We start from the raw sequence: 20,167 nt of genomic DNA, 5'->3' as shown, positions 1-20,167 counted from the left end.
GCGGCAATGGCGACCCCGGCATTCGACCTGGCAGGGCGCGGCATCGACGCCGTGGTGATCGGCGCGTCCGCCGGTGGCCTGGAGGCGCTGTTGGCCATCCTGACGCAGCTGCCTTCCGGCTACCGCCTGCCGCTGCTGGCGGTGCTGCACCTGCCCAGCCATGGCGACAGCCGCCTTGCCGAAGTGCTGGGCGCGCGCATGAACCTGCCGGTGCGGGAAGCCGCCGACAAGGAGCAGATCCAGCCCGGCACGCTGTATGTGGCGCCCGGCGGCTACCATGTGCTGGTCGAGCACGACCTGAGCCTGTCGCTCAGCTGCGACCCGCCGGTGCATTATTCGCGGCCGTCGATCGACGTGATGATGGAGTCCGCGGCCGACGTCTGGGGCCAGCGGCTGGCCGGCATCCTCCTGACCGGCGCCAACGATGACGGCGCCGACGGCCTGGCCCGCATCGGCGAGCAGGGCGGCCTGACCATCGTGCAGGACCCGGACGAAGCGGCGGTCTCGACCATGCCGCAGGCCGCCATCGCCCGCCGCACGCCCGATCATGTCCTCGGACTGGCCGGCATCCATGCGCTGCTACTTGAACTGGACAAGCACTGATGGACACCTTTGAGAGCGCCAATATCCTGATCGTCGACGATCTGCCGGAAAACCTGATCGCGCTCGAAGCGCTGATCCGGCGCGACGACCTGGTGGTGTACCCGGCCGCCTCCGGCGAAGCGGCGCTGACCCTGCTGCTGGAGCATGAATTTGCGCTGGCCATCCTGGACGTGCAGATGCCCGGCATGAATGGCTTCGAGCTGGCCGAGCTGATGCGCAGCACCGGCCGCACGCGGCGTATCCCGATCGTCTTCGTCAGCGCCGCCGGGCGTGAACTCAATCATGCGTTCAAGGGCTACGAGGCCGGCGCGGTCGATTTCCTGCACAAGCCGCTGGACGGCTATGCGGTCAGGAGCAAGGTCGCTGTGTTCGTCGACATGTACCGACAGCGCAGCGCGATGGGGCGCCAGGTGGAAGCCCTGGAGCAGAGCCGGCGCGAGCAGCAGGCGCTGCTGGAAAAGCTCAATGCGGCCCAGCTGGACCTGGAGCGCGCCGTCAAGATGCGCGACGACTTCATGTCGGTGGTGGCGCATGAGCTGCGCACGCCCCTGAACACGCTGTTCCTCGAAACCCAGTTGCGCAGGATGCAGATCGAGCGCGGCAATCTGGCCGCCTTCACGCCGGAGCAGCTCGGCAAGATGGTGGCGCGCGACGACAGGCAGATACGCAACATGGTGCGGCTGATCGACGACATGCTGGATGTCTCGCGCATCCGCAGCGGCACGCTGTCGGTGCGGCCGGCGCAGGTCGAGCTGGCCGGCCTGCTGCGGCGCGTGATCGACGACCTCGAACAGCAGGCCCTGGCCGTGGGCAGCTGCATCACGCTGCATGCGCCGCAGCCGGTGGAGGGCCGGTGGGATGAATTCCGCATCGAGCAGGTGGTCGTCAATCTGCTCACCAATGCCCTGCGCTATGGCGGCGGCAAGCCGGTCGAGGTGGGCCTGAGCGCCACGCCGGAAGGCGCACGCATCGAAGTGCGCGACCACGGCATCGGCATCTCGGAGCAGGACCAGCAGCGCATCTTCCAGCAGTTCGAGCGCGGCGGCGGCGGCAAGTCGGCCGACGGCCTGGGGCTGGGCCTGTACATCACCCGCCAGCTGGTCGAAGCGCATGGCGGGAAGATCAGCGTCCACAGCGCGCCGGGCGAGGGCTCGATCTTCAGGCTGGACCTGCCGCAGGGCTAGGCTTGAGGGTGACCGGGAAGGGCGTTAAAAAATATTCACATTGCCCCTAAATTCCCTGCCTGCGCCGCCGTTACTCTCTCTGTAGCCAAGGCCGAAGGGCCCCGCAAAAAAAATTGAAAAAATTTTCACGCGGACCCTAAATTTGGCCAAACCGCTGCCGTAAATGGCTACAAGAGCAACACAGCAGCACAAAAACAACAGAAAGAAAGCGAATCGCCCGTCCGTTGCAGCCGATACTGCCAACCCGCCTTGGGGCCGTTCCCGCACTTTCTCCCTTGCAAGACGCCGTTCCCTGCACCGTTTCCCCGGTGCGGGGAGGGTGGCGCTGGCGTCTTGTAAGACAAAAGCCTACAGCCTCGCCAGAATAGTTCTCACTAGAAATACAGATTCCAGCTTATTTCCCATAGGAATCATTGCGCACATACTTCGTCCATCGGCAAAGCAACCGGGCAACCGGCAAAACGGACAGGAGAACGGCAATGAATACCAATGACATGATGGCTGAGATTCGCGACGCAAATCTGAACTACCTGATGCTGGCGCAGCAGATGATCCGCGCCGACAAGGCTTGCGCCATCTACCGTCTTGGCATCAGCGCCGAAATCGCCTCGCTGCTCGAAACCCTGAGCAATGCGCAGCTGCTCAAGCTGGCCAGCGCCAACCTGATGCTGGCCCGCTTCCGCTTCGACGACACCGCCATCCTCGGCATGCTGACCTCGCACAGCAAGGATCGTTCGCTGTCCCAGACCCACGCCGCCATCCTGATGGCAGGCCAGCCGGTCGAAGAAATCAACTGATCGCAACGACGCCCACTTTCAGGAGACGAGGACATGGCAAACAAGAGTCTGGTATCGGAAGCAAAGGAAATCGGTCTGGCGATCGAACTGATCAAGCTGGGCGCCCGGCTGCAGTTGCTGGAACTGGAAACCTCGCTGTCGCGCGAGCGGCTGCTGAAGCTCTACAAGGAACTGAAGGGCGTATCGCCGCCCAAGGGCATGCTGCCGTTTTCCACCGACTGGTTCATCACCTGGCAGCCCAACATCCATTCCTCGCTGTTCATCAACATCCACCGCTACATGACCCAGTATGCCGGGCTTTCCGGCATCGAGGCGGTGATGAAGGCCTACCAGCTTTATCTTGAGCAGATGCCGGCGCAGCCGGGCGAGGAGCCGCTGCTGTCGCTGACCCGCGCCTGGACCCTGGTGCGCTTCTTCGACAGCCAGATGCTGACCACCGCCAAATGCTGCGAATGCGGCGGCGACTTCGTCACCCACAGCTTCGACCTCAACCACGGCTATGCTTGCGGCCTGTGCCACATGCCTTCGCGCGCCGGCAAGACCAAGAAGGCGCGCGACGACGCGCTGGCCGCCGCCTGACCGGCACGGCCTGATGGCTGTTTCCTCCGCGCCCCAGCCGCAGTCACGGCGCCTGCTGCGCCTGCCGTCGGTGCAGGCGCTCCTGATCCAGTTCGCGGCGCTCGGCCTGGCCGGCCTGGGATGGCTGCTGCTGGGCCGCTCGGGCATTGCGCTTGCGCCGCTTGCCGCCGCCTTCCTGCAGGGCGCGCTGGCCGCGATGCTGTCGCGCTGGCGCGGGCAGGCGCCATGGTGGCACCTGATGCATTTCCTCTTCCTGCCGGCGGCGCTGGCGCTGCAGGCGCTGCAATTGCCGCCCTGGCTGTTCCTGGCCATCTTCCTTGCCATGCTGGCGCTGTACTGGTCGACCTTCCGCACCCAGGTGCCGTTCTATGCGTCGGGCAGCGCGGCCTGGGATGCGGTGGCAATGGAACTGCCAAAGCGGCCTTTGCGCATCATCGACATCGGCAGCGGCCTGGGCGGGCTGGTGCTGGATATCGCGGCGCGCCGTCCCGACTGCCAGGTCGAAGGCATCGAGCTGGCGCCGCTGCCCTGGCTGGCGAGCCGCTTGCGCAAGCGTGCCGGCGCCAGATGCCGCTTCCTGCGCGGCGACTACCAGGCGCTCGACTTTGCCGATTACGACGTCGTGTTTGCCTATCTGTCGCCGGCGGCAATGCCGCAGCTGTGGTCCAAGGCGCGCGCCGAGATGCGGCCGGGTACGCTCTTGCTGTCGCATGAGTTCATCGTGCCGGGCGCGGCGCCGCAGATCAAGAGGCCAACCCGTCCGGGTGGACCGTTGCTGTATGGCTGGACCATGTAAAAAGACAATCACAATATTTCCTCTTCTCAAGTTTTTCGCGCCCATGCCGTTACCGCATGCAGAGGCGTCCCGGATCGACTGTTGCGACGACGGAAGGCGCCTCCGGTTGTTTCCCTGATAAATCGAACGCCGTCTCGCGGCAGGCGCGGCGCGCAACAAGCGGAGTGTGAAAAGACGTGTTAGTCCTGATTGGTTATGTAGTCGTGATGGCCTCGGTATTCGGCGGCTTCGCCATGGCCGGCGGCCATCTTGCCGCGCTCTGGCAGCCGCTGGAAGTGCTGATGATCGGCGGCGCCGCGGTGGGCGCCTTCTTCGTCGGCAATGATTCCAAGGCCATCAAGGCGACCTTCAAGGCCTTGCCCAGCGTGTTCAAGGGTTCGCGCTACACCAAGACCCTGTACCTGGAACTGATGGCCCTGCTGTCGGAGATCCTGAACAAGGTCAGGAAGGAAGGCCTGATGTCGATCGAGGGCGACGTCGACGCGCCCGAGGAAAGCCCGATCTTCACCAAGTATCCCGGCATCCTGGCCGACCACCACATGATCGAATTCATCACCGACTACCTGCGCCTGATGGTGTCGGGGAACATGGACGCGTTCCAGATCGAAAACCTGATGGACAACGAGATCGAGACCCATCACCACGAAGGCGAAGTGCCGGCCCACTGCATCGCCAAGCTGGGCGACGGCCTGCCGGCCTTCGGCATCGTGGCGGCGGTGATGGGCGTGGTGCAGACGATGGAATCGGTGGGCCTGCCGCCGGCCGAACTGGGCATCCTGATCGCGCATGCGCTGGTCGGCACCTTCCTCGGCATCCTGCTGGCCTACGGCTTCGTCGGCCCGCTGGCCGGCCTCCTGGAGCAGAAGCTGACCGAGTCGACCAAGATGTACCAGTGCGTGAAAGTGACCCTGCTGGCCAGCCTGAACGGCTATGCGCCGGCGCTGGCGATCGAGTTCGGCCGCAAGGTGCTGTTCTCCACCGAGCGTCCGTCGTTCAAGGAACTGGAAGAGCACATCAAGCAGGCCAAGTCGAAATAAGGATAGAAGCGGAAAACCCGGAATATGGCTGACGACAACCTGCGCCCCATCGTAGTCAAGCGCATCAAGAAAGTGGCTGGCGGCCATCATGGCGGCGCCTGGAAGATCGCGTATGCCGACTTCGTCACCGCGATGATGGCCTTCTTTCTGCTGATGTGGCTGCTCGGCTCCACCGCCAAGGGCGACCTGCAGGGCATCGCGGAATATTTCTCGACGCCGCTGAAGGTCGCCATGGCCGGCGGCTCGGGCGCCGGCGACAGTTCCAGCGTGATCCAGGGCGGCGGCCGCGACCTGACCCGCAAGGAAGGCCAGGTCAAGAAGGGCGAAGACCCGCCGGCCAAGAAAAGCTATGACCTGAAGGGCATGCAGCAGGAACTGGAGCGCATCGAAGCCGACAAGCTCAAGGGACTCAAGTCGCGCATCGAAGCCGCCATCGAGGCCAATCAGACGCTCAAGCAGTTCAAGAAGCAGCTGCTGATGGACATCACCACCGAAGGCCTGCGCATCCAGATCGTCGATGCCCAGAACCGCCCGATGTTTGCCAGCGCCAAGGCCGAGCTGCAGCCCTATACCCGCGAGATCCTGCGCGAGATCGGTCGGGTGCTCAACGACATGCCCAACAAGATCAGCCTGTCCGGCCACACCGACGCCACGCCGTATTCCACTGGCGACAAGGGCTACAGCAACTGGGAACTGTCGGCCGACCGGGCCAACGCCTCGCGCCGCGAGCTGATCGCCGGCGGCATGGAAGACGGCAAGGTGGTGCGGGTGGTGGGCCTGTCGTCCGCGGTGCTGATGGACCAGCAGAATCCGCTGAACCCGATCAACCGCCGCATCTCCATCATCGTGATGAACAAGAAGGCCGAGGAAAGCGCCGCCCGCGACGGCGGCAGCGCCCTCAATATCAGCGAGGAAAAGCAGGCCGAGCCAGCGCTGCACCAGGGCGCAGGCATCGCGCCGGCCGTCCCGGAACCGGCGCCGGTGCCGGCAGGTGCGTTGGTTACGGCCGGCATGCCCGCGCCTGCACCTGCACCTGCACCTGCACCTGCACAAGCACCCGCACCCGCACCAATTCCTGCCCCCGTTGCAGCGCCGGCACCAGCACCTGCACCGGCCACGCCGCCAAACGCCGCGACGGTGGCGGCGCAGGCAAGCGCGGCCGCGGCATCGGTCACGGCGCGGCGGGAAGCTGGCGGCGCGATCAAGTATTAGGTGTCTGATGTGGCAAACCAAGGTGGACGTTCAATGACGATTCAGGATGCCGAAGTACGCGAGCTCGGCCGCCTGCTGACAGATGTCAGCACGGAAGGCATGTCGCATCTCGAGGAAGTCCAGGCCGACCTGGCGCAGACCCGGCTGCTGCTGACCGAAGCGATAGAGCGCCTCTCGGCCGGCTTCAGCGCGCTGCACGCGGCGGTGGCCGAGCAGGGCGACGCCGCGCAGGCGCTGCAGCGCGGCGCAGGTGCGGCCGACTGCGCGCGCCTGCATGCGGCCGGCGCCGACATCGAGCAGCAGGTCCGGGCGATGGTCACGGCCCTGCAGTTCGAGGACATGACCAGCCAGCTGATCACCCATGCGGGCCGCCGTGTTGCCGGCCTGCGCAGCATCCTGGCCGGCATGGCAGCCGGCGCGCGCGAGCTGGCCGCCGGCGACCTGGCGCAGATGGGGCGGCTGCGCGAAACGCTGGCCATGCAGAGCCGCGAGCTCGACGGCCAGCTCATGCGCAGCGTCGAGCAGCATCACATGGAAAGCGGCGACATCACGCTGTTCTGAGTCCGGACAGCCAGCCAAACGAGCAACAAGATACTGAACAAGACAACAAGCGAAGCGAGAATCACGATGGCGAAGACAATCCTGGCAGTGGACGACTCGGGCTCACTGCGTCAGATGCTGGTATTCACCCTGAAGGCCGCGGGCTATCAGGTCACCGAAGCGGTCGATGGCCGCGACGGCCTGGACAAGGCGAAGCAGAAGCACTTCGATCTGGTGCTGACCGATCAGAACATGCCGAACATGGACGGCCTGACCCTGATCCGTTCGCTGCGCGCGCTGCCGGCATACAGCCGGGTGCCGATCCTGATGCTGACCACCGAGTCCAGCGACGAGATGAAGAACAAGGGCCGCACCGCCGGCGCCACCGGCTGGCTGGTCAAGCCCTTCGATCCGAATCGCCTGACCGAAGTGGTGCGCAAGGTCATCGGTTGACCATGGCGCCAAGCCGCATTGTCCATTGGTTCATTGCATGAGGGTTGCAGCATGAGCATCGATATCAGCCAGTTCTTCCTGGTGTTTTTTGAAGAGGCCGAGGAGCTGCTGGCCGAGATGGAACGCCTGCTGCTGGCGCTTGATACCGCCGCGCCGGACATGGAGCAGCTGGCCGCCATCTTCCGTACCGCCCATTCCATCAAGGGCGGCGCCGCCACCTTCGGCCAGACCGACATGACCGAGGTGACCCATGTGCTGGAGTCGCTGCTGGACCGGCTGCGGCGCGGCGAAATGGCGATCAGCCCGGCCCATGTGGACGCCTTCTTCGCCGCCAAGGATGTGCTGAAGATGCAGCTCGACGGCCACCGGCATGGCGCCGCGGTGGACCAGGAAGCGGTGCAGGCGGTGCGGGCGCGGCTCGAAGCTTTGTCCGGCGCAACGGCCACCTGCGCCGCGCCGCAGGCCAGCGCCGAACCGAATGCCGGCAGCGCCGGCCGCCGCCTGCGCCTGGGGCTGCCGCCGCTGAAGCGGGAAGACATCGATGCGCTGGCGACCGAGCTGGCGCTGATGGGCAGCCTGAGCGAGGAAACCCTGCCCGCGGGCGGCGCGCTGCTGCTCCTCGACACGGCCGAAAGCGTGGACGACGTGCTGGCGATCTGTTCCTTCATCATCAATCCATCGGACGTGAACGTTACCGAGGAGGAGGCGCAGGGCTATACCGCGCCCGACGGCAGCTATGGTTTCTTCGAGCCGCTGCCCGAGCCGGCGCCGGCCATCGACGATGCGCCGCAGGTGAGCGCCCATGCCGAGCTGCCGGCGGTGCGCGCGGCCAATGCCGAAAAGGCCGCCAGCCTGGAGTCGTCGTCGATCCGGGTTTCGGTCGAAAAGGTGGACCAGCTGATCAACCTGGTGGGCGAGCTGGTGATCACCCAGGCCATGATCGAGCAGCGCTGCGCCGCGCTCGATCCGATGCAGCATGAACGGCTGCTGTCGGGCGTCTCGCAGCTGACCCGCAACACCCGCGACCTGCAGGAAGCGGTAATGTCGATCCGCATGATGCCGATGGACTATGTGTTCTCGCGCTTCCCGCGCATGGTGCGCGACCTGGCGGTCAAGCTGGGCAAGAAGGTCGACTTCATCACCTATGGCGCCGCCACCGAGCTCGACAAGGGCCTGATCGAACGCATCATCGATCCGCTGACCCACCTAGTGCGCAACAGCGTCGACCACGGCATCGAGACGCCGGCCGTGCGTGCCGCCGCGGGCAAGCTGGAAACCGGCAAGCTGTCGCTGTCCGCGGCGCACCAGGGCGGCAATATCGTGATCGAGGTCAGCGATGACGGCGGCGGCCTGAATCGCGAGCGGATCCTGGCCAAGGCGCGCCAGAACGGCCTGCCGGTGTCGGACGACATGCCCGATGCGGATGTCTGGCAGCTGATCTTCGCGCCCGGCTTTTCCACCGCCGAGGAAGTGACCGACGTTTCCGGCCGCGGCGTCGGCATGGACGTGGTCAAGCGCAATATCACCGCCATGGGCGGGGTGGTCGACATCCGCAGCGCGCGCGGCTTCGGCACCACGATCTCGATCTCGCTGCCGCTGACGCTGGCCATCCTGGACGGCATGTCGGTGCGGGTCGGCGACGAAATCTATATCCTGCCGCTGGGCTACGTGGTGGAGTCGCTGCAGCCGGCACGGCAGGACGTGAAGGACATCGCCGGCCAGGGCCGGGTGGTGAAAGTGCGTGGCGAGTATCTTCCGCTGATTGCGCTGCATGCGCTATTCGGCATCGATGCCCGCTGCACCGATCCGGCCGAGGGCATCCTGGTGATACTGGAATCGGAAGGCACCCGCGCCGCGCTGCTGCTGGACGAACTGGTAGGCCAGCAGCAGGTGGTGGTGAAGAACCTGGAATCGAACTACCGCAAGGTGGCAGGCATCTCGGGCGCCACCATACTGGGCGATGGCGGCGTGTCGCTGATCCTCGATGTGGCCATGCTGCTGCGCGGCTATGGAAAGCGGCAGGCGATGGAGCAGGCGGACTTCGCCTGACGCCTGGGCAGCAAAAAGCCGGTGCGGGCAGGGCGCCCGGCACCGGCTTACGGCAGGTCTGGTATCAGTCCGAACCCGTCGCTTGACGGGACCGGTCTTACTTCTTCTGGTAGATCTTGTCGAACTCGCCGCCGTCGTCGAAATGCTTCTTCTGCGCGGCATCCCAGCCGCCGAAGACGTCATCCACGGTAAACAGCTTCACCGGCTTGAACGAGGCGCTGTGCTTCTTCAGCACCGCTTCCGAGCGGGGACGGAAGAAATGCTGCGCGATCACTTCCTGGGCCGGCTCGGTGTAGAGGTATTGCAGATAGCCGGTTGCCTGCTTGCGGATGCCCTTGCGATCCACCACCTTGTCCACCACCGCCACCGGCGACTCTGCCAGGATCGAGGAAGCCGGGTAGACGATATCGAAGTTCTGGCCCATTTCCTTCTTCACCAGTTGCACCTCGTTTTCAAAGGTCACCAGCACGTCACCGATTTCACGCTGGGTGAAGGTGGTGGTGGCGGCGCGTCCGCCCGAGTCCAGCACCGGCACGTTCTTGAAGATCTTGCCGACCAGTTCGCGCGCCTGCGCTTCATTGCCGCCTTTCTGCAGCACCGAGCCCCATGCCGCCAGATAGGTGTAGCGGCCGTTGCCGGCGGTCTTGGGATTGGGGATCACCACCTTCACGTCCGGCTTGGCCAGGTCGTCCCAGTCCTTGATGCCTTTCGGGTTGCCTTTCCGGACCAGATAGACCATGGTCGAATAGAACGGCGCGGCATTGTTCGGAAACTTTTTGTTCCAATCCGCCGCCACCAGGCCGCGCTTGGCCAGCATGTCGATGTCATTGGCCTGATTCATCGTCACCACCGATGCCTCCAGGCCATCGGCCACCGAGCGCGCCTGCTTGGAAGAGCCGCCATGCGACTGGTTGATGGTGATGGTTTCACCGGTTTTCTGTTTCCAGTCGGCGATGAACAAGGGGTTGATGTCCTTGAACAGTTCGCGTGCCACGTCGTAGGACACGTTGAGCAGCGTGGTGTCGGCGCGGGCCGGCGCTGTCACGCCGAGCGCCAGCGTGACGGCTGCAACGCCGGCGATGCCGCCGAGCGCACTGCGCAGCTTTCCGAACAGCGGTGCGCTCCGTGGCGCGCTTGTGGTGATGGACATGGTCTCTCCCAAAATGAATGAAGGCGGGTATTGTGCCAAAAATTGGGAGAGGGTGATGGCGCTTGTCGCGCGGGGGAGTTGCAGTTGTAGTTGCCGTTGCAGTGGCTTTTGAAGTTGCCGTTGCTTTTAAGTCCCGTTGAGCGCGCCGTGACGTCGGTGCGTGGAGCGGGAAAAGGTGCGGCGTCTGTCTGAGTCAAGCGCAGCTTGGCGAGTTTAGCCGCGCCCCGCTCCATGCATCGACGGCACGGGGACCCTCGCGCAGCGAGGGCGCGATCACCGGGTCGCCTTTTTTTGGTTACTTTTTTTGCTGGACTTTGTCCATTCAAGCGGCGTAACTGAGCGTATCAGTCAGGCGCAGAAACAAATCCGTCGGGATTTTTATCATGTCTGGTGGTTTTTCAGAGATCGCTAAATGATCGGCTTGCCACAGCCATCGCCGTACCATGGCAATGGTGTCGGAGAAGGTGGCGCACTCCTTGCGATACCAGGCTGCCTGACGAACCGTGATGACTTGTGATGTCAGCAGTTGACTTGCCAGCAACGTCACCACCGAGTACAGGCCCAGGATGGCGGGCGTAGCCCGGGCAATGGCGCGGTCAGACCATTGCCGCTGGGTTTGCACGCCCAGATGGGCACGTGCTTCTTCGAAGGTCACTTCGATCTGCCAGCGCTTGACGAACCAGTTCAGGATCTGCGGCGCACTGGCCTTCTGGTCGGTGCAGAGAAAGGCCTGGGTCTTGAGTTGCTTCATAGGGTCGCGTACCAGCACCCAGCGCAGGGGCACTGCCGGCGCGCCACCGTGGTACCACAGGGCGGTGCCGGTGGCCACGTCAAGCCGCTTGTGCGTGTGCCCGTACCAATAAGCCAGCGTGATGGCTTTCCATTGCGTATCTGCGGCATCCAGCACCTGCTGCAACTTCGGCAGTGCATGGCCGACGAGCCGTGGCCGCCCGCGCGTGCCGGGCACCCGCGCAGGCGCCGGTTCGTACAAGGCTGCATCGAGTCGCAGGCGCGTGACCATGGTCACGTCGCGCCGCACCGCGGCAAGCAGATGAAGCACCGAGAAGCTGTTGTCGGCCACAACCACGATGCGCCGATCGGGCAGCCAGCGATGCACCTGGCGCAGCATCTGACGGGCTCGGTCCGTCAGCGTGACCGGCTGGCGACGGCGGTTGGCGTAGTAGCGCGCCGAGGGCGTCAGAGCGCAACAGAAGGGCAAGGCCCAATGACGCTGTGCCCAGGGAATGGGCACCACCAGCATCAGGCAAAGCCATCGCAGGCCGCTGGTCTTGACGACATTGCTGTGGCTGGACCAGACCGGGTCGCGGTAGATGCCACGAGCGGCAATCCTGGCGCCGCGCCGGCGCTCGATGGTATCGTCCAGCGCCATGACCAGAGGGCCCAAGGGAGCGAAGGCGTCGATGAGTGCCATGAGCAAACGCCGGCTTGCCTGCAGGGTCGACCATGTGTTGCGATTGAGCACCCGATGGAAGCGTTGGAACTGTTGGTCTTCAGACAGGCCCATGACGCGCAGGATGGCCGTCACGGTGCGCGAACCCACAGCAAGGATGGCCCCCTTGATCAGGATCTGAACGGAGTGCCATACCCGCTTGGAAAACAGGGGACGGAATACTAAACTGCAATCGGTAAGCTCGGGGAACGATGGCATGATGCACCTCTCGTTGCGGAGTCGGTGCTTCATGGTAGAACTCTTCGGGCTTACCCGCTGTGGAAAAATGGACAAAGTCCAGCTTTTGGCGAAGCAAAAGAAGTAGGTCGCCTGCCGGGGCGAACACCCGGCCTGGTCATGACGACAGTGAGGTCGTGTTGTTTCACCCGCCGGAAAGACGTCACTGCGAAGCAGCAGTTGCTTTTGACGTTTGAAGTTTCAATACGAACGTCAACAACAACACCGACAGTGCTGCCCGGGCGTTGCCGGGTGACGCAAGGCGGCTGCACTGCCGTTGACACAAGCCGGGAGTCCGTCCCGGCGGCCGGGTCACTTTTTTGCTTCGCCAAAAAAGTAACCAAAAAAGGCGACCCGATGATCGCGCCCCGCTGCGCGGGGTTCCCGTGTCAGCGGTACCCGGAGCGGGGCGCGGCTAAACTCGCCAAGCTGCGCTTGACTCAGACAGACGCCGCACCTTTTCCCGCTCCGGGCACCGCTGACACGGCGCGCTCAACGGGACTTCACTGCAACGGCAACGGCAACGACAACGGCCACGGCCACGGCCACGGCCACTTCAAAAGCAACTGCAACTGCAACTGCAACTGCAACTGCAACTGCAACTGCAACTGCAACTGTCGCTGCGCGTGCTTCAACCGCAACCATGGCCACCGGAGAAGGTGGACCTTCCCTGTATACTCCCGAGCCTTCCTCGACCCAACCTCAAAGCCCCGCATGTCCGTCTCCCCCAGCCTCCCGGCGCCCAATCCCCTAAGTCAACGCAATTTCCTTTTCTATCTGATGGCACGCGTGCTCGGCACGCTGGCGGTGCAGATGCAGAGCGTGGCGATAGGCTGGCAGGTCTATGACCTGACCGGCAGCCTGGTGGACCTTGGCCTGATCGGGCTGGCGCAGTTTGCGCCGTTCCTGCTGCTGATTCTGCTGGCCGGCCATGTGGCGGACCGCTATGAGCGTCGCCGCATCATCCTGATCTGCATGCTCGTGCAACTGCTGTGCGGCGCGCTGCTGTTCATGCTGACTTTCAGCGGCATCAGCGCGGTCTGGCCCATCTTCGCGGTACTGGTGCTGTATGGCAGCGCTCGTGCCTTCATGATGCCGGCCACGCAGGCGATCCTGATCAATCTGGTGCCGCCAGCCAGCTTCGGCCGCGCGGTGGCGCTGAGTTCGTCAACCTTCCACGTCGCAGTCATCGCCGGTCCGGTGCTGGGCGGGCTGTTGTACCTGGCCGGCGCCAAGGTGGTGTATGCGATCGTGGCCGGCCTGCTGTCGCTGGCGGTGATCCTCATGGCCATGACCCGGACACTCACCCAGCAGTCCGGAGGTCGCGAGCCGGTGTCCTGGCACAGCCTGCTGGAAGGACTGCGCTTTGTCCGGGCGCGTCCGGTGATCCTGGGAGCGATTTCGCTGGATCTGTTCGCCGTGCTGTTCGGCGGCGCCACCGCGCTGCTGCCGGCGCTGGCGCGCGATGTGCTGCATGCCGGTCCGACCGCGCTCGGCCTGCTGCGCATGGCGCCCGGCGTGGGCGCGGCGCTGACCTCGGTGCTGCTGGGCTTCTTCCCGATCACCCGTCGGGTCGGCCTCTGGATGTTCGGTGGCGTCGCGCTGTTCGGCGTTGGCACCCTGGTGCTGGGGCAGTCTTCCATTCTGCCGCTATCGCTGGCCGCGCTGGCGCTGATGGGCGCGGGCGATATGGTCAGCGTGTATGTCCGGCACCTGCTGGTGCAGCTGGAGACGCCGGACAGCATCCGGGGTCGCGTCAGCGCGGTCAGCTCGGTTTTCATCGGCGCATCCAATGAGCTCGGGGAATTCGAATCCGGCATCACCGCCGGCTGGTTCGGCCTGGTCCCGGCGGTATTGCTGGGCGGCGCAATGACGCTGGGCGTCACGGCCCTGTGGATGTGGCGCTTCCCGACGCTGCGCACCATGGACCGCTTTCCCAGGGCGGCCACGTCGCCTGCCGACACACACTGACCGAGCCGGCTTATGCGGCCAGCGCATATGCAAGCGCAAAATTGTCCTTATGATCCGAAGTGATAAGCGCGTGCAAAACGATTCGTTGGTGCAGAGACAAGCGAACAGTAATCTGCGTTCTCCAGACAACACGCTTTCGGAGATCACACCATGCTGTACAAGTCGCTTCTGTCCCTCGCCCTTGCCCTGTCGCTGGCCGCGCCAGCCCTGCAGGCGGCGGAGGTCAACCTGCTCAACGTCTCCTACGACCCGACCCGCGAGCTCTACCAGGACATCAACAAGTCCTTCGCCGCGCAATGGAAGGCCAAGACCGGCGACGATGTGAAGATCCGGCAGTCGCATGGCGGCTCCGGCAAGCAGGCGCGCTCCGTGATCGACGGCCTGGAAGCAGACGTGGTGACGCTGGCGCTGGGCTATGACATCGACGCCATCGGCGAGCGCAAGCTGCTCGCGCCCGACTGGCAGAAGCGCCTGCCGCACAACGCCTCGCCCTATACCTCCACCATCGTGTTCCTGGTCAGGAAAGGCAATCCGAAGAACATCAAGGACTGGAACGACCTGGTCAAGCCGGGCACGGCAGTCATCACACCCAATCCCAAGACTTCGGGCGGCGCGCGCTGGAATCACCTTGCGGCCTGGGGCTATGCGCTGAAGCAGCCTGGCGGCAACGAAGCCGGCGCCCGCGACTTTCTCGGCAAGCTGTACCGCAATGTGCCGGTGCTGGACTCGGGCGCGCGCGGCGCCACCACCACCTTCGTTGAACGCGGCATCGGCGACGTGCTGATCGCCTGGGAAAATGAAGCCATCCTCGCCATCAAGGAACTGGGTCCGGACAAGGTGGAGATCGTCGCGCCCTCGACCAGCATCCTGGCCGAGCCGCCGGTGGCCGTGGTGGACAAGAATGTCGACAAGCACAATACCCGCAAGGTGGCCGAAGCCTACCTGCAATTCCTCTACACCGACGAAGCGCAGGACATCATCGCCAGGAATTACTATCGTCCCGCCACCGAGAAGGCGGCGGCCAAGTATGCGGCCCAGTTCCCCAAGCTCAAGCTGTTCACGCTGGCCGAAGTGGCGGGCGACTGGCAGCATGCGCAAAAGGCGCACTTCGCCGATGGCGGCGTGTTCGACCAGATTTACCAGCCGGGCAAGAAGTAAGCCTTCAGCCCCCAGCCCTCAGCCATCGGCGATATGAATTTTGCCGCATGAAGGAAGCAGCCATGTCCCATACTGCGCTCGACGATTACCTTGCCCGCCTGCCGCGGGCACCGGTGCCGGACCATCGCATCTGGCTCGATGCCGTCCATCAGGCACGGGGACGCTATTTCAACTGTACGCTCACCAGCGTGTTCCAGCCGCTGCGCGTGCTGGATTCCGGCCAGGTGCTGGCCCATGAAGCATTCGTCCGCAGCGCCGCCGATGGCAAGCCCGGCCTGTCCGTCTGGCGTCTGCTGGAAGGTGCGGCCAGCGACGAGGAATCGATCGAACTCGACCGGCTGTGCCGCATGCTGCACGCGGTAAACTTCTTTCGCCAGCCGGGTGCGGACGCGGAGGACCTGTATCTGAGCGTGCATGAGCGGCTGCTGGCCGCGGTGAGCAACAACCACGGCATGGTGTTCCGGCGGGTGCTGGAAAGCCTCGGGCTGCCGCTGCGGCGCATCGTGCTGCAGCTGCCGCAGGCCAGGTCCAGCCACCGCTTCCTGCTGCAGTATGTGGCCGACAATTACCAGCGCAGCGGCTTCCGCGTTGCGCTGAATGTGGCCGATGCGGCGGAGGGCTTGCGCATGCTGCAGCTGATGCGGCCCGATGCGATCAAGGTTGACGCAAGGGCGCTTGCCGATACCGCGCCGGTGCAGGAACTGGCGCAGGCCTGCGCCGCGCAGGGCATCTGCCTGGTGTTCAAGCGGGTGGACAGGCAGGCCGTTTCCGATGCCTTGCTTGGCCTGCGCAGCCTGGGCATGCCCAGGCTGGTGCAGGGCCGGCTATGGGACCAGCCTCAGTCCCTGCTGCATGCGCAGGAACCGCCATGCGCTGGTGCGCCCGTCGTTTGCGATCAACCTGCGACGCGCCACGTGCCCATCCCCGGCATGCGATAAACCACCACAACAGGCATTCAACGGCCGTGCGCTTGCGACATGGACGAGGCATCACATGCCTTGCCCTGCGCAACCGCGCGGCGCAAGGCCATCCCGGTTTCCATACCGGTTCGCTGTCGCCGCAGGCTGCGCAAACCGCATATGGATAGTCAATATCATTCGTTTGGCAACTGGAAGCGGAGAACTAGACTGTCTTCTCCCTATTCGATGAATGAAGAAAAGCAATGCAGACATCTACGCTTGAACCCATCGCTGCCGCCGCATCATCTGACGTGCTTATCCATCCCTTCGACGCGCCGCTGGGTGCGGAGGTGCTTGGCCTGGACCTGGCGCGTCCGCTGGACGACACCCTGTTTCGCCGCATCCATCAGGCCCATCTCGATCATCATGTGCTGGTCTTTCGCCGGCAGCACATCACGCCGGCCCAGCAGATCGCATTCAGCCGGCGCTTCGGCCCGCTGCAGGTCCATGTGCTGCGGCAGTTCCAGTTGCAGGGCCATCCCGAAATCCTGGTGGTGTCGAATGTGAAGCAGGACGGCAAGCCCATAGGCCTGGGCGATGCCGGCCACTACTGGCATTCCGACCTGTCCTACAAGGAAAGGCCCAGCCTGGGCTCGATGCTGCATGCCCGGCAATTGCCGGCCGACGGCGGCGACACCCTGTTCGCCAACATGCATCTGGCTTACGACACGCTGCCGGCCGCGCTGAAGAAGGCGGTCGAGGGCAGGGCGGCCGAACATGATTACCTGGCGCAGTACGCGCAGCTGCAGCGACGCAATCCATGGCGCCCCGATCTGACCGACGCACAGAAGGCCGAAGTGCCGCCGGTGCGTCATCCGGTGGTGCGCATCCATCCCGAGACCGGCCGCCGCGCGCTGTTCGTCAGCGAGCATTTCACGACCCGCATCATCGGTTTGCCGGAAGGGGAAAGCCGGGCGCTGCTGGATGAACTGTTTGCCCACAGCGTGCGGCCGGAACATGTGTACCGCCAGCGCTGGCAGCCCAATGACATGGTGTTCTGGGACAACCGCTCCGTAATGCACCTGGCGGCCGGCTGTCCGGAGGACCAGGCACGCACCCTCTACCGCACCACCATCGAAGGCGACACGCCGTTCTGAGTGCGTCAAACCATCCGCATCAAGGAATCAACATGAAATCATCGCAATTGCGCGCCGCCGGTCGCGGCGCATTCATACGCAAGCTCGGACTTGCCGGCCTGATCGGCGCCGCGCTGGCAACGGCCGCGCCGGCGCAGGCCGAAGGCCGCATCCGCATCGCCGAGCAGTTCGGCGTCGTCTACCTGCTGCTCAATGTCGTGCAGGACCAGAAGCTGGTAGAGAAGCATGGCAGGAACGACGGGCTCGAGATCAAGGTCGAGTTCAGTCAGCTCTCCGGCGGCGCGGCGGTCAATGACGCGCTGCTATCCGGCGCAATCGACATTGCCGGCGCAGGCGTCGGCCCGCTGCTGACGATCTGGGACCGCACCCGCGGCAGGCAGAACGTCAAGGGCGTTGCCTCGCTGGGCAACTTTCCCTATTACCTCGTCAGCAATAACCCTGCGGTCAAAACCATCGCCGACTTCACCGACAAGGACCGCATCGCGCTGCCCGCGGTAACGGTCTCAGTGCAGGCGCGCATCCTGCAGATGGCCGCCGCGAAGCAATTCGGCGACAGGGAATTCAAGCGGCTCGACCGCCTGACCCAGGCCGTGCCGCATCCCGATGCGACCGCGGCGGTAATCGCCGGCGGCACCGAGATCAATGCGCACTTCGGCAATCCGCCTTTCCAGGACCAGGAACTGGCCGGCAACAGGAATGCCCATATCGTGCTCAATTCCTATGACGTCCAGGGCGGCCCCAGCTCGGCCACCGTGCTGTACGCCACCGAAAAATTCCGCAACGAGAACCCGAAGACCTACCGCGCCTTCACCGCCGCGCTGGCCGAGGCGGCCCGGTTCGTCAGCGCCAATCCGGAAGCGGCCGCGGACATCTACCTGAAGCGCAACAAGAGCGGCCTGGACCGCAAGCTGCTGCTGTCCATCATCAGCAATCCGCAGATCCAGTTCAAGGTGGCGCCCGAGAACACCCTGGGACTGGCGCAATTCCTGCACCGCGTCGGCGCGATCAGGCAGCAGCCCACGAGCTGGAAGGATTACTTCTTCGACGACCCTGTAACCAGCGGAGGCAGCTGATGAGCCCGCGCGAACAACAGCTGCTGCAGATCGTGGGCGGCGATCCTTCGGGGCTGCCGGAGCCGCTGCTGCGCATGCGTGACGTGTCGCTGGAATTTGCCAGCGGCAGCCGCATCGTGCGCGCCACCGACAAGGTCAGTTTCGATGTCCATCGCGGCGACCGCTTCGTGCTGCTCGGTCCTTCGGGCTGCGGCAAGTCCTCGCTGCTCAAGGCCGCTGCCGGCTTCATCGCGCCGGCAGGCGGCGGCATCGAGCTGGCCGGCAAGCCGGTACGCGGGCCGGGGCCGGACAGGGTAGTGGTGTTCCAGGAGTTCGACCAGCTGCCGCCATGGAAGACGGTCAGGCAGAACGTGATGTTTCCGCTGCTTGCCAGCGGGCGCCTCGGCCGGCGCGAGGCGGAGCAGCGGGCGCTGCACTGGATAGACAAGGTCGGCCTGTCCTTCTTCGCCGATGCCTTCCCGCATACGCTGTCGGGCGGCATGAAGCAGCGGGTGGCGATTGCGCGGGCGCTGGCCATGCAGCCCGACATCCTGCTGATGGACGAACCCTTCGCCGCGCTGGACGCGCTGACCCGGCGCAAGATGCAGGAGGAGCTGCAGCAGCTATGGGAAGAGCTGCGCTTCACGCTGCTGTTCGTCACCCACTCGATCGAGGAGGCGCTGGTGGTGGGCAACCGCATCCTGCTGCTGTCGCCGCACCCGGGCCGGGTGCGGGCCGAGATCAACAGCCACCAGTTCGGCCTGCACAGCGCCGGCGGCGCGGACTTCCAGAACGCGACCCAGCGCATTCATCACCTGCTGTTTGAACAGGGGGACCAGCATGCCCCGCCGCCATTGCAAAGGAGTTACGCATCATGACCATGCTGCTCGAACCGCCGATACGGGCGGAATACGAACGGGACACCGCGGCCGTGCGGGGCGGAACGCTGGCAAGGACGGCGCCGCTGGCCTCGCGCATCGCCGGCCAGTCCTGGCTGCGCAAGGGCCTGGTGCTGGCGCTGCTGGCGCTGCTCTGGGAAGGCCTGGGCCGCTGGCAGGACAATGACCTGCTGCTGCCGACCTTCACGCAGACCGCCGCGGCATTGTGGCAGGGGCTTGCCAATGGCGAACTGCTTGCCCATGTGGCGGTGTCGCTGTCGGTGCTGCTGCAGGGCTACCTGGCCGGCATTGCGCTGGCCTTCGTGCTGACCGCGCTGGCGGTGTCGACCCGCATCGGCCGCGACCTGCTGGAGACGCTGACCTCGATGTTCAATCCGCTGCCCGCCATCGCGCTGCTGCCGCTGGCGCTGCTGTGGTTCGGCCTGGGACGCGGCAGCCTGATCTTCGTGATCGTGCATTCGGTGCTGTGGCCGCTGGCGCTCAACACTTACGCGGGCTTTCGCGGCGTGCCGGAGACGCTGCGCATGGCGGGCCGCAACTACGGACTGGGCGGGCTGCGTCTGGTGCTGCAGGTGCTGGTGCCGGCTGCGCTGCCATCCATCCTGTCCGGCTTGAAGATAGGCTGGGCATTCGCCTGGCGCACGCTGATCGCCGCCGAGCTGGTGTTCGGCGCCACCTCGGGAAAGGGCGGGCTGGGCTGGTACATATTCCAGAACCGCAACGAGCTCTACACCGACAAGGTTTTCGCCGGCCTGGCGCTGGTGATACTGATCGGCCTGGTGGTGGAAAACCTGGTGTTCCGCACCCTGGAAAGGGTGACCGTGCTGCGCTGGGGAATGCAGCGCTAGGCAGGCAGATGCGACGTCGCGTTGTCCGTGACGTCGCTCCTTGCCGCTCGATACTGCCTTTTCTGAGGAGCGTACCCGGCGCATATAGCCGGGTTT

18 protein-coding genes and 1 pseudogene are annotated in these 20,167 nt (G+C 64.7%); 17 read left to right on the top strand and 2 right to left on the bottom strand.

The window, feature by feature from the left end; genetic code table 11:
• Nucleotides 1–6 precede the first annotated feature (6 nt).
• From ABC383_RS05655 to cheA, 10 genes and pseudogenes are all read left to right on the top strand, one after another.
• Nucleotides 7–603, top strand: a complete 597-nt coding sequence (locus tag ABC383_RS05655) for a chemotaxis protein CheB (RefSeq protein WP_413012389.1) — start codon at nucleotides 7–9, stop codon at nucleotides 601–603.
• The gene (locus ABC383_RS05650) at nucleotides 603–1,787 is read left to right on the top strand and encodes a hybrid sensor histidine kinase/response regulator (protein WP_413012388.1); all 1,185 of its coding nucleotides are present in this window, start codon (nucleotides 603–605) and stop codon (nucleotides 1,785–1,787) included. Before ABC383_RS05655 ends, ABC383_RS05650 begins: the two co-directional genes overlap by 1 nt.
• A 479-nt stretch (nucleotides 1,788–2,266) precedes the next feature.
• Nucleotides 2,267–2,584 (top strand): flagellar transcriptional regulator FlhD, encoded by a 318-nt coding sequence (gene flhD, locus ABC383_RS05645; protein WP_413012387.1) that lies wholly within the window; start codon nucleotides 2,267–2,269, stop codon nucleotides 2,582–2,584.
• A gap of 33 nt (nucleotides 2,585–2,617) precedes the next feature.
• Nucleotides 2,618–3,163 carry a flagellar transcriptional regulator FlhC gene (flhC, locus tag ABC383_RS05640; protein ID WP_413012386.1) on the top strand — a complete coding sequence of 182 codons (546 nt, stop codon included), beginning with the start codon at nucleotides 2,618–2,620 and terminating at the stop codon, nucleotides 3,161–3,163.
• A gap of 13 nt (nucleotides 3,164–3,176) precedes the next feature.
• Nucleotides 3,177–3,959, top strand: a complete 783-nt coding sequence (locus tag ABC383_RS05635) for a class I SAM-dependent methyltransferase (RefSeq protein ID WP_413012385.1) — start codon at nucleotides 3,177–3,179, stop codon at nucleotides 3,957–3,959.
• Nucleotides 3,960–4,135: 176 nt separating this feature from the next.
• A complete protein-coding gene (gene motA / locus ABC383_RS05630; protein ID WP_413012384.1) occupies nucleotides 4,136–4,996 on the top strand; it encodes a flagellar motor stator protein MotA in 861 nt (286 codons plus the stop codon).
• Between the two features lie 24 nt (nucleotides 4,997–5,020).
• Nucleotides 5,021–5,959, top strand: a pseudogene (gene motB, locus ABC383_RS05625) (flagellar motor protein MotB); the annotation flags it as partial.
• A gap of 282 nt (nucleotides 5,960–6,241) precedes the next feature.
• The gene (locus ABC383_RS05620) at nucleotides 6,242–6,769 is read left to right on the top strand and encodes a chemotaxis protein (protein WP_413012383.1); all 528 of its coding nucleotides are present in this window, start codon (nucleotides 6,242–6,244) and stop codon (nucleotides 6,767–6,769) included.
• Between the two features lie 66 nt (nucleotides 6,770–6,835).
• The gene (locus ABC383_RS05615; RefSeq protein WP_413012382.1) at nucleotides 6,836–7,201 is read left to right on the top strand and encodes a response regulator; all 366 of its coding nucleotides are present in this window, start codon (nucleotides 6,836–6,838) and stop codon (nucleotides 7,199–7,201) included.
• A gap of 51 nt (nucleotides 7,202–7,252) precedes the next feature.
• The gene (gene cheA, locus ABC383_RS05610) at nucleotides 7,253–9,250 is read left to right on the top strand and encodes a chemotaxis protein CheA (protein WP_413012381.1); all 1,998 of its coding nucleotides are present in this window, start codon (nucleotides 7,253–7,255) and stop codon (nucleotides 9,248–9,250) included.
• 97 nt (nucleotides 9,251–9,347) lie between these two features.
• On the opposite strand, the gene ABC383_RS05605 is transcribed toward cheA, so the two are convergent.
• Nucleotides 9,348–10,400 carry a sulfate ABC transporter substrate-binding protein gene (locus ABC383_RS05605; RefSeq protein WP_413012380.1) on the bottom strand — a complete coding sequence of 351 codons (1,053 nt, stop codon included), beginning with the start codon at nucleotides 10,398–10,400 and terminating at the stop codon, nucleotides 9,348–9,350.
• Nucleotides 10,401–10,722: 322 nt separating this feature from the next.
• Nucleotides 10,723–12,102 carry an IS701 family transposase gene (locus ABC383_RS05600; protein WP_413012379.1) on the bottom strand — a complete coding sequence of 460 codons (1,380 nt, stop codon included), beginning with the start codon at nucleotides 12,100–12,102 and terminating at the stop codon, nucleotides 10,723–10,725.
• A 699-nt stretch (nucleotides 12,103–12,801) separates the two neighbouring features.
• On the opposite strand from ABC383_RS05600, the gene ABC383_RS05595 reads away from it, so the two are divergent.
• The 7 genes from ABC383_RS05595 to ABC383_RS05565 all read left to right on the top strand — a co-directional run bounded on the left by ABC383_RS05595 (nucleotide 12,802) and on the right by ABC383_RS05565 (nucleotide 20,071).
• Nucleotides 12,802–14,058, top strand: a complete 1,257-nt coding sequence (locus ABC383_RS05595; protein WP_413012378.1) for an MFS transporter — start codon at nucleotides 12,802–12,804, stop codon at nucleotides 14,056–14,058.
• Nucleotides 14,059–14,208: 150 nt separating this feature from the next.
• On the top strand, nucleotides 14,209–15,216 hold the full coding sequence (locus ABC383_RS05590; protein ID WP_413012377.1) for a sulfate ABC transporter substrate-binding protein: 1,008 nt from the start codon (nucleotides 14,209–14,211) through the stop codon (nucleotides 15,214–15,216).
• A gap of 62 nt (nucleotides 15,217–15,278) precedes the next feature.
• The gene (locus ABC383_RS05585; RefSeq protein ID WP_413012376.1) at nucleotides 15,279–16,154 is read left to right on the top strand and encodes an EAL domain-containing protein; all 876 of its coding nucleotides are present in this window, start codon (nucleotides 15,279–15,281) and stop codon (nucleotides 16,152–16,154) included.
• A gap of 224 nt (nucleotides 16,155–16,378) precedes the next feature.
• Complete coding sequence (locus tag ABC383_RS05580) at nucleotides 16,379–17,272, top strand: TauD/TfdA dioxygenase family protein (protein ID WP_413012375.1); 894 nt, start codon at nucleotides 16,379–16,381, stop codon at nucleotides 17,270–17,272.
• 32 nt (nucleotides 17,273–17,304) lie between these two features.
• Nucleotides 17,305–18,345, top strand: coding sequence for an ABC transporter substrate-binding protein (locus ABC383_RS05575; protein WP_413012374.1), 1,041 nt, complete (start codon nucleotides 17,305–17,307; stop codon nucleotides 18,343–18,345).
• Nucleotides 18,345–19,202, top strand: coding sequence for an ABC transporter ATP-binding protein (locus ABC383_RS05570; protein WP_413012373.1), 858 nt, complete (start codon nucleotides 18,345–18,347; stop codon nucleotides 19,200–19,202). Before ABC383_RS05575 ends, ABC383_RS05570 begins: the two co-directional genes overlap by 1 nt.
• The gene (locus ABC383_RS05565) at nucleotides 19,199–20,071 is read left to right on the top strand and encodes an ABC transporter permease (protein ID WP_413012372.1); all 873 of its coding nucleotides are present in this window, start codon (nucleotides 19,199–19,201) and stop codon (nucleotides 20,069–20,071) included. Before ABC383_RS05570 ends, ABC383_RS05565 begins: the two co-directional genes overlap by 4 nt.
• The last annotated feature ends 96 nt before the right edge of the window (nucleotides 20,072–20,167 follow it).

This window comes from Noviherbaspirillum phoenicis, from assembly GCF_047237965.1.
Classification (GTDB): domain Bacteria; phylum Pseudomonadota; class Gammaproteobacteria; order Burkholderiales; family Burkholderiaceae_D; genus Noviherbaspirillum_A.
Note: the sequence above shows the minus strand (reverse complement) of the source record. Positions and strands in the feature narration are given on the sequence as shown.